The sequence below is a fragment of the Rhodococcus sp. NPDC076796 genome (assembly GCF_040702765.1).
Lineage (GTDB): Bacteria > Actinomycetota > Actinomycetes > Mycobacteriales > Mycobacteriaceae > Rhodococcoides.
In genome coordinates, this window is record NZ_JBFBMS010000006.1 from 242,426 (window position 1) to 257,398 (window position 14,973).

Sequence of the window (14,973 nt, forward strand, 5' to 3'; positions counted from 1 at the left end):
TGATGAGTTGACCCGACACTCCAAGGTAAAAAGATGACCCCCTTACCAGCGTTTCCGCTGGTAAGGGGGTCATTCTTGTGCGCCATCAGGGATTCGAACCCCGGACCCGCTGATTAAGAGTCAGCTGCTCTAACCAACTGAGCTAATGGCGCCGATCCGCACCGCGTGTTCTCTGCGGTGCGGGAGAAACATTAACAGCAGATGCCGCCAGATGTGAAATCGGCTGGTCGGAGCACCTGCATGCGTCAGTTGAAGATCCGGCGAACCACGAGAACTGCCACCACTGCACCCACTCCGAGGAGGGTGAACTTCACTGCCGGCTCGTTGAGCTTGGCCACCACGGACTGCTTGGTGTTGGCGACGATGTTCTTGGGGCTGGCACGGACGCTCAGCTCGTCCAGGGTGCTGGCGAGCTGATTGCGAGCGGCCTCGATCTCGCGCTCGATCCGGTCGGTGTCCTTGGCCACGTGTCCTCCAACTTGTTGCAAATAGTCTCGGTCGCAGTCGAGCCTAGAGCACGACGATATTTCGATACTCTCGTGCGGTGACCGAATACAGCAAGCTCGAGCCGGGCGACACCGCTCCGGCGTTCACCCTGCCCGATGCCGACGGCAACGACGTCTCTCTCGCCGACTACGCAGGCAAGAAGGTGATCGTGTACTTCTACCCCGCCGCGAGCACCCCGGGCTGCACCAAGCAGGCCTGCGACTTTCGCGACAGTCTCGCCGAACTCAACGGCGAAGGCCTCGAAGTCATCGGCATCTCCCCCGACAAGCCCGCCAAGCTCGCCAAGTTCCGCGACAAGGAAGAGCTGACGTTCCCGCTGCTCTCCGACGAGGAGAAGACGACGTTGCAGGCGTGGGGCGCATTCGGGGAGAAGAAGAACTACGGCAAGGTCTACGAGGGCGTCATCCGCTCCACGTTCCTCGTCGACGAGGCCGGCAAGATCGAGGTGGCGCAGTACAACGTCCGCGCCACCGGACACGTCGCCAAGCTCCGCCGCGATCTGGCTGTCTGAGACCTAGCCGTCCGACCCGGCCAACCGCTGCAGGAACAGTGCCTCGGCGACGGCCATCCTCTCGATTTCCGTCGGGTCCACGCTCTCGTTGGGGGCGTGGATCCGACACCGAGGTTCCTCGACGCCCATCAGCACGATCTCGGCGTCCGGCAACACCTCAGCCAGCGCGTTGCACAGCGGAATCGATCCGCCCTGCCCCGCCGTCCCCATGGGATGCCCGAAGGCTTCCTCCAGCGCCTCGGACAGCGCCGCGTAACCCGGTCCGTCGGTCCTGGCCCGAAACGGCGAACCGATCGCCTCACGCTCGATGGTGACCCGCGCATTCCATGGCGTACGCGCCTCCAGATGAGCCACCAACGCATCCTGAGCCCGCTGCGGATCCATTCCCGGCGGCACTCGCAAATTGAGCCGTGCCGACGCACGAGGCGAGATCGCAACAGCCGACCCCACGACCGGTGGGCAGTCGATCCCCAGAATCGTCAGAGCAGGCCGTGCCCACACCGCCTCGGCCACAGTGCCAGAGCCCGCCAGCCCGACGCCGTCGAGCACCCCGGCATCGGCACGGAACTGCTCGGCGTCGTACTGGACCCCGTCCCAGGTCTGTGTTCCGTCCAGACCGTCGACCACGGTGTCGCCCTGCTCGTTGCGCAACGTGGAGAGCACCTGCACCAACGCGGCGAGGGCATCCGGCGCAGGCCCGCCGTACATGCCCGAGTGCACCTCTCCGGCAAGGGTTTCCACATTCACCACCACGTTGGCGATACCGCGGAGTGTGGTGGTGACCGTCGGCAGGCCGACCTTCGCATTGCCGGTGTCTGCAATGACCACCATGTCTGCGAAGAACAGTTCGGGGCGCTGCTCCACGAGCGCTTCCAACCCGCCGGTGCCCATCTCTTCCGAACCCTCGCAGACGATCCGCACGCCGACGTCGAGCGACTCCCCCAGCGCCCGTAGCGCCAGCAGATGCATGATCACGTTGCCCTTGCAGTCCGCCGAACCCCGCCCGTACCAACGGCCGTCCCGTTCGGTCAACTCGAAAGGTTCACTGTCCCAAAGTTTTCCGTCACCTGGAGGTTGAACGTCGTAGTGCGAGTACAGCAGTACGGTCGGCGCTCCCGCGCGAGCCGGCCGCGAGCCGACAACGGCCAGTGAACCGTCGACCGTCTCGATCAATTGGACGTCGGGAATGCCTGCGTCGACGAAGGCCCGTTGCACCCACTGCGCCGCACCCGTGCATTCCTCGACCGGAAACTGCCGGGGATCGTGCACCGAGGTGAACCGGACCAACTCTGCCAACTCCGATTTCGCTCGGGGCATCTGCGATGCGATTGCAGATCGAACGTCGACGGGTCGCGGATCGGCGGGCATGAATCCTCCAAACGAGAAAATGACAGACGGGCCGTAGCCAGTCTGTCATCACTCGTCTCGAGAACGATTCAGCGTCAGCCGCCGGAGAACTCCTGATGAAACCACTCACCGGTCTGCTGCCAGTGCCGATCCCACGCTTCCTGCTCGAGCTGTTCGGGCGACTTGCCCGGCTCGGGAACGGGAACAGGAACGGTGAACTGCGGAGGGGCCACCGTGGTCGCTGCCGGTGGCGGCTGCGGGGCCGCCACGGCCTGACGTGGCGGATCCTGCGTCACCCAAGGCCGAGTGGTCGGTGCAGGCTCGACAACTGTCGATGGGTCCACTGTCGGGGGAATCGTCTCGGGCGGGGGCGCAATCGCCGGCGCCTGCGGAACCACGACCGCAACCGGGTCGGACGTCGTCGGATCCGCCTGCCGAGTTGCCCCCACCAGATCCGCACCGGCATCGCGTCGATCGACGCTCTGCTCGGCAGTCGTCTCGGATTCACCCGGCAACGTCGCAGCGACTGCGACACCTGCGGAGAGCACCCCGGCCAGCAGCACTGCGGCGAACACGAGCTTGCGCCCGGAGCCTCCCGACCGGGCCGGCTTCGCTCCGATAACCGACAGCACGGCAGGCGTCGGAAGCGGCGCTACCACCGTGTCGAAATTCGCAGCCTTCGCTTCTTCGACGGTCTCCTCGGGCTCGGAGTCGCCAATCTCGGCGTCGGCCTCGTCCGCTTCCTCGACCTCGGTATCGACGGCCTCGACCGGATCCGAGTCCTCGGTCGCCACCGGCGGAGCGGCCACTGCTGCCGGCTCCTCCTGATGCGCCAGCAGCGCAGCTCCTCGCGCTGCGACCTGGTCCGCATCACCCACGCGCACAACGGGAACGCCGAGTCCGAGAGACAGGATGTCGACCAGGTCTCGACTACTGGACGAGTCACCGAAGAGGGCCACGAACTCCGGCTTCTTGCCGGACTGATCCACCACTTCCCACGCCAGTGGGATGGTGCTGCCGATGCGCTCGGGCGACATCGAGTCCAGCGCAGCCGTCTTCGCTGGGGTGATCGAGGCGTCGGCTGCGTCGGCGAGAGAAATGGAGACGCCCGCGTCGCCCATGTAGTACAGAAGGACGGTCTTCGCGTCGGCAAATTCCTTCGAGGTTGCCAGCCAGCCGAGGAACGACTCGGATGCCGACGACAGCACTGCGGGTTCGTCGCCCAGGGCGGCTGCGAACTCGGCGCGCTCGTCCTCGGTTCGATACACCACGCCCACTGCGTCCACGTGTACGTCGAGCGTCGCCGCCTCGGCGCGCATCGTCTCGATCGCTGTGGTGAGAACCGAGGCGGCGTCGGGGTCGAGCGGGTTCGTCCGATCGGCGAGTACCTCTCCCGAGGTCGGCTCGAACAGCACTGTCTGCATCGAGCCGGATTCGATCGCTATACCAATAGTTGCCATGGCAGTCTCCCTGTGCTCAGGGTGGAGGCTCCCGACCATGAACGTCATTCAGCGGTTCCGAATGACGATCACCCTGCACGGAATTTGATTCTGTTACCTAAACCATACCTGTTGACGGTTAAATTGGACCAGATCGGTCTTGGAGTTTGTCACAGTAAGAGGAACCAGCAATTGTCGTCGACCCCAGGTTTCTTCGAAACCTTCGGCTTGAACTCGCGTGTTCGAGCCAGAAGCGCAGCCTGCGGGAGTGACGTACCGGACCGTTGTGGATAACGAGCACCCGCGCCGGATAGCCTGACCGGGTGGAATCCTCTGCTCGTGCCCAGTCCTCGCGCCGTCTCGACGCCGCGCTCGAGTCGACGGCACAGACTCAGGAGCTCATGCCGCGACGGCGTCCCACCCAGGAACGCAGCCAGCGCAAGTTCGACGCGCTGCTGCAGGCCTCACGTGAGCTGCTCAGTGACGTGGGTTTCGAGTCGTTCACCTGCGAGGAAGTCGCGTCGCGCGCAGAACTGCCGATCGGCACGCTGTATCAGTTCTTCGCCAACAAGTACGTCATCGTCTGCGAGCTCAACCGCCAGGACCTCGTGGGGGTCCAACAGGAACTCGCAGAGTTCGACGGCGAAGTCCCGTCCCTGGACTGGGTGCGGTTCCTCAACAACTTCGTCGATCACATGGCCGGCATGTGGATGACCGATCCGTCGCGCCGTGAAGTGTGGCTCGCCATGCAATCGACACCGTCGACACGCGCAACCGGGGTTATCCACGAGCGGGAGTTCGCCGAGCAGGTCTCGCGCATGCTCGGACCGCTCACTCCGCGCACGCCTCGGCATCGCCGCAACCTCATGGCTCAGGTGTTGGTGCACATCGTTTACTCGATGCTCAACTTCTCCGTGCAGGACGGCCAGAGCCACGAGGACGCCGTCGCCGAGCTCAAACGCATCATGATGGCGTATCTGCTCGTCGCCGAGAAGGAGAGCAGGCGCTCCGGCGGCTCGACCATCGACAGCGACGCCTGAGTCTCCCGAGACCACACGAAAGAAGACCCGCCCGATCTTGTGGATCGGACGGGCCTTTCGTCGTTCAGCGCGGAGTCACTCCTCCAGAATCGCCACCGCGGCGGCAATGTCACCGTCATGCGTCAGCGACAGATGAATCTTCACCGTCGGCAGGAACTCCTGCGCCATCCCGTGCAACTTGATGGACGGCCGGCCCCACGCATCGTTGACGACCTCGATCAACGGATACGGGTTGTCACCGATCTGTGGCGGCCGAGCGAATCGCGATGTCGCCCATGCCTTCAGCACTGCTTCCTTGGCCGCCCACCGTGCTGCGTAGTGGCGGGTCGGGTCGGAACTCTTCGTCGCGGCATGACGGCGCTCGCCCGCGGTGAAGCTGTCGCGGATCATCGTCGTGCCGACCTTCTCCATCTGCTCGGCGAAATCGGACACCGTCACCAGGTCGAAACCCACTCCCAGGATCGCCATCAGATGGCACCCGGCAGACCGGAGGAGTAGACGTCGTCCTCGCCGAGGCGAGCGGACTCGTTGAGCAACACGTGTGCCTCCAGTTCGCGTGACGCCTTGGCCGGCGTCCCGTCATGTCCGAGCCGTCGATCGTCGGGCCGCTCGTAGAGGGAGTCTCCTCCCACCATCGCGGAGATCAGCCTGCGCTGACCGGCGATGCGCCGCTCGTTCGCCTTCGCGATGTACTCGGCACGCCGGTCCGCCGGAACGGCCTCGACGAATGCCTGCGGGTGCACCAGCGCAATGAGTCCGGACACGTGGCCGAATCCGAGGGAGGTGAGCAGACCTGCCTTGAGCGGCACCGAGTCACCGAAGCGCAGCGGCTCCCGAGCCCACACCAGATGCTCGAACGCGGTCATCTTGTCGTCGACGCAGTCGAGGCTGCGGTTCGGCGGGATGACGCCGTTGGCCAGCACCTGGCACAGGCCGATCAGCTGCCAGGCAGCCGCTCCACCCTTCGAGTGCCCGGTGAGGCTCTTCTGCGAGACAACGAACAGCGGAGCGCCGTCCGAACGGCCGATGGCCTTGGCGAGACGGGTGTGCAGTTCCGCCTCGTTCGGGTCGTTGGCTGCAGTGGAGGTGTCGTGCTTGGAGATCACGGCCACATCGTCTGCACTGACGCCCAGTGCGTTGAGCGAGAGCGCGAGCGCCGAATCCTTGCCGCCGCGACCGGCACTGAGCGCGCCGAGTCCCGGAGCCGGGATGGACGTGTGCACTCCGTCGCCGTACGACTGTGCGTAGGCCACCACTCCGAGGACCGGCAGGCCCATCTCGAGCGCCAGGTCTCCGCGAGCGAGCAGAATCGTTCCGCCGCCGTGGGATTCGACGAATCCACCGCGCCTGCGGTCGTTCGCCCGAGAGAACCGTCGATCGCTGATGCCCTTGGCGGTCATCGCTGCCGAGTCCGCGGTGGCCGACATGTCACCGAAGCCGATGATGCCTTCGTTGCTCAGGTCGTCGAAGCCGCCGGCGACCACGAGCTGCGCCTTGCCCAGCTTGATCTTGTCGACGCCTTCCTCGACGGAGACGGCCGCGGTGGCGCAGGCGGCGACGGGGTGAACCATCGCGCCGTAGCTACCGATGTACGACTGGACCACGTGCGCGGCAACGACGTTCGGCAGAGCCTCCTGCAGGATGTCGTTCGCCCGGGCATCACCGAGCAGGGTGTCGATGTACAGCGAGCGCATGGACTCCATGCCGCCCATGCCGGTGCCCTGTGTGTTGGCCACCAGCGTGGGGTGCACCCAGCGCATCAGTTCCGACGGGTTGAAGCCCGAGGAGATGAAGGCGTCGACCGTGGTGACGATGTTCCACAGTGCGACACGGTCGACCGAGCTGGCCATGTCGGGCGAGATGCCCCACTTGGTGGGATCGAATCCGGTCGGAATCTGCCCACCGACGGTGCGGGTGAGCTTCATCTTGCGCGGAACGCGAATCTCGGTGCCCGCCTTGCGAGTGACCTGCCAGTCGCTCGAATCCGGGACCGGCGTGATCAGCGTGTGCTCGGGATCCGCTGCTGCGAACGACCGGGCATCGATCTCGGTTCCGACCACGAACGTCAGGTCGTTGTCGAGGAAGATCGAGGTCATCAGCGGAGCGGTGTTGCCGACCATCGCACCGTCGTCGCCGTAGGTGCGGATACCGCACTTCTCGACCACGATGTCGTGGTATTTGTCGGCGATGTCCTCCTCGGGCACCAGGTCACCGGACTCGATGTCGTACCAACCCGGCTTGGGATCGTTCTCCCAGGCGATGAGGCCGGTGTTCCATGCGAGTTCGAGTACGCCTGCGGCAGAGAGCTGCTCGTCGACCTCCATCTCGAAGCGGGTGCGTGCCGAACCGTACGGTCCGAGCTCACCTGCACCGACGATGACCACAAGATCCTTCGGGTCGACATCGAGTGTCGGCCACGCCGGAGTGGTGGTCGACGTCGACAGACGCGGCGGAGCGGGCAGTGCCGCGATCACCGAATCGCCGGATGCCTCTTCGGTCTTCTCGGCGGCGGCCGCAGCCGCGTCCCGAGCGAGTTCGACGAGGTTGAGCTTGGTGCTGGCCAGGCCGCCGGTGAGATCGGCGACGATCGGCTCCTGAGCGGCCTGACGGCGAGCGGCAGGCGTGCACAGCTGCAGCAACTCGGTTGCCATCTCGTCGGTCGACCAGGTGCGCACACCCTCGGCTTCGACGGCCTCGACGATGGGGTCGTTGCCGCCCATCAGGCCGGTTCCGCGGACCCAACCGATGTGAGCGTGGGCGATGGACACCCGCTCGGCCCAGTTCTTCTCCGAACCCCACTTGGCGACAACGGCATCGAGTGCAGCCTTGGATTCGCCGTAAGCGCCGTCGCCACCGAACATTCCGCGGTTCGGCGATCCCGGCAGCACCACGTGCAGGTGCGTGTCGATGTCATTGTCGTAGCCGACCTTGGACAGTCCGCCGATCAGGCGCTCGACCGACCAGAGCAGCACGCGCATCTCCATCTCGGCGCGAGCTCCGGCGTCGGACATCTCGCCGACGACCCGAGGTGCGGCGAACGGGAACAGCATCGTCGGTGTGGCGCCGGCCTTGACCAGAGTCTTTGCGCCACCGGCAGTGTCGATGAAGTCGCTGCCGATCCACTCGATGAGCGCATCGACGTCGGTGTACGACGCGATGTTGGCCGGAACCACCCAGAGCGACGCTCCGCTGCGTGCGTTGTCGCGGTAGAGCGAGCGGTAGAAGCCGAGTCGCTCGTCGTCGAGCCTGGAGGTGGTGACGAAGACCGTCGCTCCCCCGGCCAGCAGCTTGGCCGTCACCGCAGCTGCGATGGAGCCCTTGCTGCCGCCGGTGACCACTGCGACCTCGTCGGACCACTGGCCCTTGTCCTCGGATGCGACCGCGATGTCGGAGATGCGTCCGAAGGTTTCGGCCAACACTGTCTTGTTCTCGTAGTCGGCCTTGGCCTTCCACCACTGTGCCTGCGACGCAACGGCATTGCCTGCGCCGGCGAAGGACTCGACGGAGATGTCGCCTGCGGTACCGAGCCACAACCGGGCCAGGTCCTCACGGGCGGTGGCCCACCGGTCGTCGATCAGCACGGCGCGCTTGGCGTCGAACGCCGGGGCGACGAGGCGAGGCCAGTCGGATCCCAGCTCGGCCGAGACCAGCTCCACCAGAGCGGCATCGGGATCATCGGCCAGCAGTGCGTTGGGTGCATCGGCCAGTCCGAGCTGCTCGAGCACCAGCCGGGCCGCGGAAGCCAGAACGCCGTCGCGGCCGGTGATGTGCTCGGTGAACTCACCGAGAGCAGCAGCGTCGACGGTTCCGCCGGCCCCGCCGCCTGCCTGCGGCATCGAGACTGCGACGCCGCGGCGTGCGGCCACCGCAGCCACGGCCGCGTCGACGACGTTGTCGACTGCGTTGCCGTCGGCGAGAGCGCCGTCGGCCAGGCCGCCGAGTGCACCACCACGAACCGAGGCACCGTCACGGGTACCGAGAGCGACCTCGGCGGTGACGTGGTGCGCCCAGCCGTCGCCCAGTTCCCAGGTCTTCTTGACGCGATCGGCGATCGAGGCCGGGCGTCGACCCGAGGGGCCGAAGACCTTGCGAAGGTGGTCGTTGATGGAGTCGCTGAGCACCGGGCCGAACGGCTTGTACGTACGAGCCAGCTTGTTCACCGTGCCCGAGAGCGCGCCCATGTCGGCATCGGCAGCGCCGTCGATGGCACCGAGCGAGAGCTCGGAACCGAGGTCGACGAGCAGCTGGTTGCGGCGTGAGGACACACCGTCGCACAGTGCCTCGATGGTGTCGGCGGGCCCGATCTGATCGAGCTGCAGCTTGGTCCACAGGCCGATGAGGATCTTGGTCGCATCGGCCGCGACGAACGCGATGTCGTCCGGACGAGGTCCGCCGGACGGTGCTGCTGCGGGTGCGGGAGCCGAAGCCGGAGCTGCAGCTGCTGCCGGAGCAGCGGCTTCCACGGGTGCCGACTCTTCCTCGTCGGCCGGAGCCGGGTCGGTGTCGGTGCCGTAGATGATCGCAGCCTCGCGCTCGAGGTTGAGTACCTCGACCGGGTGGCCGAAGCGGCCCGGCAGCTTGAGGGTCTGCGACGCGAGGTTCGCCACGGTCGGGGTTGCGCCGAGGCCGATCTCGACGAAACGCTCGACGCCCATGCCGCCGTCGGACTCGTCTGCGAACAGCAGGTCCTGGGTCTCGATCCAGCGCACCGGGCTGGCGAACTGCCATGCGAGCAACTCGGTCAGGATCACGCGGCACAGATCGCTCGGCCGTGCGGCCCACGAATCGAACTCTGCCAGAACGGTGTTCAGTGGCTCGGACGGAACCAGATCGGCGATCTCCTGGACGAACTCGCGCTCGAGCGAGAACGGCTTGGGCACCAGGTTCGGGATGTAGCGCCCCACCAGGATCGCCGGGTCGATCTGCTCCGGGAGCAGAGTCTGGAGGCGGTTGCGGAAGTCGTCGACTCCGCCGCGCAGCACCGTGGAGTGGAACGGCACGTCGATGCCGGGAACCATGATGTAGGCGGCCTTGCCACCGAACTCGGCACGGCGGATCGCGATCTTCTTCTCCAGCTCGCCGAGGCCGGCAACCGTGCCTGCGATGGCGTACTGCGAACCGCGCAGGTTGAGGTTGACGATCTCGAGGAACTCACCGGATTCTGCTGCGACACCGGCGACGAAACCCTGTACGTCCTCGTCGGCCAGGCCGATCTGCGACGGGCGGATCGCTGCCATGCGGTAGTCGCTGCGGCCGCTGGCGTCACGCGGAACGAGCGCGTGCATGGCCGAACCACGCTGGAAGACGACCTCGAGGACGGCTTCGAGCGGGAGCACACCGGCAACGGCTGCGAGGGCGTTGTACTCACCGACGGAGTGGCCGGCGAGAATCGAGTTCTCCACGAACGCACCGGATTCACGCAGTTCGGCAACCTGTGCGACGCCGAGAACGGCCATCGCAACCTGGGTGAACTGGGTCAGGTGCAGCACACCGTCGGGGTGCTTGTGCGTGACGCCCCGCGCCTTGAGCGACGTCGGGTTGTCGCGCACCACAGCGAGAATGGAGAAGCCGAGCGCGCTGCGGGTGTGCTTGTCGGCACGCTCCCACACCTCACGTGCGGCCTTCGAGCGAGACCGTGCGTCCAGGCCCATGCCCGCACGCTGGATGCCCTGGCCCGGGAAGGCGTAGACGGTCTTCGGCGGCGCGGTGCGAGCGGTGGCGACCATGACCAGTTCGCCTGCGACACGGCAGGAGACCTCGATCAGTTCGGCACCCTGGTCGAATCCGGTGCGGTCGACGCGAACGTCGATCTCGGCTCCGGGGCGAACCATGCCGAGGAAGCGGGCGGTCCAGGCGGTGAGGCGACGCGGCGGAGTCTTGGTGTCCGCGTGGTCGACTGCGGTGACCGTCTGCTGGGCAGCGGCCGAGAGCCACATGCCGTGCACGATCGGGCTGCCGAGACCGGCGAGCAGCGCAGCGGCATCCGAGGTGTGAATCGGGTTGTGGTCACCCGAGACCTGAGCGAACGCGGCCATGTTGCGCGGAGCGACGATGGTTGCCTGACGGCGGCGACGACGCGGGGTGTCCTGTGCGTCGGCGCTCACCGAGCCGCCTGCACGAGCCGGGTCGACGAGCTCGCCCTTGCCGGTGCGTCCACGAATGGCGAAGCGTTCCACCAGAGTTGCGACGGCGGGAGCGTCGAGACCCTCACCGAGCATGGCACCGATCTCGACGGTGACCTCGACGACGCGGCCGAGGTCGGTGTCGAGCACCTCTCCTGCCGCAGCCTTGACCACGAGAATCGAGGTGTCGGTGGGCAATTCGCCGACCAGGTTCACATTGTGATCGAGGTGCACCAGGTCGAGCATGCCTTCGATGACGTCGATGCCTTCGGCGTTTCTGGTCGCGCCGAGGACGGCGAAGACCGCGGGCCAGCAGGCACCGACCAGGACGTCGGGAACGGCCTTGCCGCTGACGGTCAGCGAGTCCGGCAGTCCGGAGCCGGTGACGCCTGCGTGGTCGGCGATCAGATCGGGGATCCACGCGATGTTCAGCCGGGCAACGCCGCCCTTGACGGCCGGAAGCTCTTGGCCTGCAGCAACTCCGAGCAGAGCCGACATGGCCTGCTGAGCGTCCTGAGCGGTGACGACGGGAGCGCCGCCGTCGATCGTGGAAGCCGGAACCGTCAGGCGGATGCGAACTTCCTTGCCCGGAGCGAGGGGAACCAGCAGCTCCACGTGCTCGGCGTCCAGCACGGTCAGCGACGAGCCGGTCTGCGGGTGCGCCGCGACCGTCTCGGATTCCACGGTCCAGTCGGCCGGATCTCCCAGGCGTGAAACGGGGTTCTGCGTCATCCGCGAGGCCCAGGTGACGTCGGGAGCTGCCAGCACGATGCCGAGCAGTCCGGGTGCGATCTCGGCGTGGCGACGGCTCGCGATGGCCGTGGGCTCGACGCCCTCGGCGAGAAGCTGATCGGCGGTGGCCTTCTCGAAGCGATCGAGCAGCTCGCCCACGGGCTCGTCGACGCGAGTGATGCCTGCGACGGCGACGGTTCCGGGGATGACGCAGACCTGATCGGCCGAGTAGCGAGCGTCGTGTGCCTGCCACAGCGAGTCACTGCGCCACCAGCGGCGCACGTCACCGTCGACGACGGGGACGAAGTTGACCGGCTTGCCGGGCATGCGGCACAGCGAGGTGAAGAAGGTGATGTCGGCCGGGTGCAGCACCACGTCTGCTGCGTCGGGGAACTGTGCGAGCAGCGACTTCAGTGCCGCGCGCGGGCGTTCGAGAACCTCGGCGTCGGCGAACAAGGTGGGGATGGGTCCGCGATCGACGGGGTGCAGGCGAGCCTCGGCGCGCTGCAGCATCTCCAGGAAGCGGGTGCGCCAGGTGACGTCGAGCCACACCGATTCGCGTGCCTCGGACACGGCGTCGGTGAACTCGCCGCCGCAATCGAACTCGCTGCGCGAGTCGGTTCCGATGGCCAGGTCGAGGTAGCGAAGGAGCCACTGCTGGTACGTCATCTCGGCGACGTCACCGAAGAAGGGCTTGGCGGTGCCGTCGAGTGCGGCGATGATCTCCTCGCGACGCTCGGCGACGGCGTCGGCGTTGCCGGCGACCTCGTCGAGCAGTCGGCCGCAGCGCGATGCCGCATTGTCGATCTCGTGGATGTCGGCACCGAGTTGGCTTCGGCCCGAGGCCATTCCGCCGTTCGCGGTACCGGCACCGACCCAGTCGGGGGTTCCGGGTGTGTCGACCAGAAGCTGCTTGACCTCGGGAGCCGTCGTGGCCTCGAGGGTTGCCATCGCTGCGGTGCCGACGAGGATGCCGTCGAGCGGCATCTTCGGGTAGCCGTGCACAGCCGACCAGGTTCCGGTGAGGTACTCCGCTGCCCGCTCGGGTGTGCCGATGCCGCCGCCGACGCAGACGACGAGGTTGGGCCGTGACCGCAGCTCCGCGTAGGTGGTCAGCAGCAGGTCGTCGAGGTCCTCCCACGAGTGGTGTCCGCCTGCGCGGCCGCCCTCGATGTGAACGTTGACCTGGTAGGACGGAACCTCGTTGGCGATGCGGATGACGGCGCGAATCTGCGCGACGGTGCCGGGCTTGAACGAGACGTAGCTGATGCCGGCCTCGGACAGCTCTTCGATGAGGGCCACTGCCTCTTCGAGTTCCGGGATGCCTGCGGTGACGACGACGCCGTCGATGGCTGCACCGGCTGCGCGAGCGCGCTGCACGATGCGGCGTCCGCCGAGCTGCAACTTCCACAGGTACGGATCGAGGAAGAGCGAGTTGAACTGGATTGCGCGGCCGGGCTCGAGGAGGGTGGAGAGCTCGGCGACACGATCGGTGAAGATGTCCTCGGTGACCTGGCCGCCACCGGCGAGCTCGGCCCAGTGGCCTGCGTTGGCAGCTGCGGCAACGATTTTGGCGTCGACCGTGGTCGGCGTCATGCCGGCGAGCAGGATCGGCGAACGTCCGGTCATCTTGGTGAAGGAGGTCTCGACCACGACTCGGCCGTCGGGCAACGTGACCGGGGTGGGGGCATAGGCGGACCATGCGGGCTGGACCTCGGGAGCAGCTCCCGGGGTGAGCAGATTGCGGTGTCCCCCGCGCGAGGATGCGGCGATGATGCCGACGCCCTGTCCACGCAGCGCCGGAGTGGTCATGCGGGTGAGCAGGTCGCCAGGACCGAGATCGAGAATCCAGTCGGCACCGGCGTCGACGACACCGTCGATGGCGTCGACCCAATCCACGGAGTCCACGAGGATCTTCTGTGCGAGGTCGCGTGCGAGCTCGACATCGAGTCCACAACGCTGTGCCCAGGCACTGACGAGTTCGACAGCGTCTGCCAGGGCGGGGTGATGGAAGCCGATCTCGACGGGAAGCTGCTCGAAGACCGGGGCGAACACGGCACCGCCACGCTTCTTGGCGTCGCGGTCACGCTCTTCCTCGGCAGCGATCTGCTCGCACTTCTCCTGCACGCGGGCCAGCTGGGCCGGCGGTCCCGAGAGTACGACGCGACGACGGCCGTTGCGGATGGCGAGGGCGGCGGATCGCTCCGGTGCTCCGTCGATCGCGAGGTCGGCGATGATCGCCTGCAGTCGTGCGGGTTCGACGTTGGCGACCGAGACCATCGGCGCGCGGTCTCCGGCTCCGATGATGCCGCGGCGGCGGCCGACGAGACCTGCTGCAGCACCCACGAGCTGGGCGATCGCGAGGAAGCTCGCGTCCTGTGCGCCGTCGGCTGCGACGGATTCGGCGGCGATGAGCCCCTGCGAGTGTCCGACGACCTCGACCGGCGGGGTCTGGGCGGGATCGAGTCCCTGCAGCTTCAGTGCGCGCAGTGCTGCGACCTGAGTGAGGAACACTCCGGGAAGCGAGACGGCAGCGGAGGTCAGCGCAGCCTCGGACGGGCCGTACGAACCGACGGTGTCGTCGTCGGCGAGGTCTTGTTCGAGCATCCAGCCGATCGGGTCGAAACCGACCGAGCGCACGACCAGCAGCTCGTCGGCAACGGGCGCGAGAGTGACTGCGGCCTCGTTGACGAGATCGGTCAGTTCGGGTTCGAGCGCGGAGTCGCGAGCCAGTTCTTCGAGGGAGCTGAGCCACGGTGCACCCTGGCCACCGAAGGCCAGTGCGTACGGCTCGCCCGCGGCGAAACGATCTGCCAGAGTCCGAGAGCCGCCATTGCTTCTAGGGGATTTGTCTGCGTTGCCGGTGCTTCGCGAGCCTCGTCCGTGTGATGGTGTGCTCTCGTTGATCGTCAAGGCTGAAGATTCCTCTCGTGGACGCCTCGGGGGTCGGGGCGTTCGCTGTGATGAGTGCCCTGGTGCGTCGTGGGCTACAGGGTCGAAGCGGTGAGCCGGTCGTCGTCGACAGGTCTCCTCCGCGCTGTTCAAGGTTGACACAAAATCATGAGGAAAGCCTCAGGTTTGCTCGGACGTCCGAGTGCTACCAGCGAGTACGTCGATCGAAGCGGCTTTACTTTTTGTTTACCCAACTCGTCGGTAACCCGCATCCACGCTGGCGAGAGCATCGAGCGAGACGCCAGAACATGAGGAAAGCCTCGTATTTTTCGTTATCTTTTCGTGATGTGATCTCGAGCACAGATGAGCTGCCTACGACCTTG

7 protein-coding genes and 1 tRNA gene are annotated in these 14,973 nt (G+C 66.4%); 2 read left to right on the forward strand and 6 right to left on the reverse strand.

The window, feature by feature from the left end; all coding sequences use genetic code 11:
- Positions 1 to 78: 78 nt before the first annotated feature.
- A tRNA-Lys gene (locus AB0366_RS19810) sits at positions 79 to 152 on the reverse strand.
- 93 nt (positions 153 to 245) lie between these two features.
- A complete protein-coding gene (locus AB0366_RS19815; protein ID WP_032375974.1) occupies positions 246 to 467 on the reverse strand; it encodes a DUF3618 domain-containing protein in 222 nt (73 codons plus the stop codon).
- 77 nt (positions 468 to 544) lie between these two features.
- On the opposite strand from AB0366_RS19815, the gene bcp reads away from it, so the two are divergent.
- On the forward strand, positions 545 to 1,018 hold the full coding sequence (bcp, locus tag AB0366_RS19820; RefSeq protein WP_032375973.1) for a thioredoxin-dependent thiol peroxidase: 474 nt from the start codon (positions 545 to 547) through the stop codon (positions 1,016 to 1,018).
- Positions 1,019 to 1,021: 3 nt separating this feature from the next.
- Here bcp and AB0366_RS19825 read toward each other — a convergent pair whose 3' ends face one another.
- Both AB0366_RS19825 and AB0366_RS19830 read right to left on the reverse strand, forming a co-directional pair.
- Positions 1,022 to 2,386 (reverse strand): dipeptidase, encoded by a 1,365-nt coding sequence (locus AB0366_RS19825; RefSeq protein WP_366245424.1) that lies wholly within the window; start codon positions 2,384 to 2,386, stop codon positions 1,022 to 1,024.
- A gap of 74 nt (positions 2,387 to 2,460) precedes the next feature.
- Positions 2,461 to 3,825, reverse strand: coding sequence for a hypothetical protein (locus AB0366_RS19830; protein ID WP_366245425.1), 1,365 nt, complete (start codon positions 3,823 to 3,825; stop codon positions 2,461 to 2,463).
- 302 nt (positions 3,826 to 4,127) lie between these two features.
- Between AB0366_RS19830 and AB0366_RS19835 the strand changes: the two genes are divergently transcribed.
- Complete coding sequence (locus AB0366_RS19835; RefSeq protein ID WP_366245426.1) at positions 4,128 to 4,844, forward strand: TetR/AcrR family transcriptional regulator; 717 nt, start codon at positions 4,128 to 4,130, stop codon at positions 4,842 to 4,844.
- A gap of 75 nt (positions 4,845 to 4,919) precedes the next feature.
- Here AB0366_RS19835 and AB0366_RS19840 read toward each other — a convergent pair whose 3' ends face one another.
- Together AB0366_RS19840 and AB0366_RS19845 are read right to left on the reverse strand one after the other, a co-directional pair.
- The gene (locus AB0366_RS19840) at positions 4,920 to 5,312 is read right to left on the reverse strand and encodes a holo-ACP synthase (RefSeq protein WP_008715184.1); all 393 of its coding nucleotides are present in this window, start codon (positions 5,310 to 5,312) and stop codon (positions 4,920 to 4,922) included.
- Positions 5,312 to 14,611, reverse strand: a complete 9,300-nt coding sequence (locus tag AB0366_RS19845) for a fatty acid synthase subunit beta domain-containing protein (RefSeq protein WP_366245427.1) — start codon at positions 14,609 to 14,611, stop codon at positions 5,312 to 5,314. Before AB0366_RS19845 ends, AB0366_RS19840 begins: the two co-directional genes overlap by 1 nt.
- Between the last annotated feature and the right edge of the window lie 362 nt (positions 14,612 to 14,973).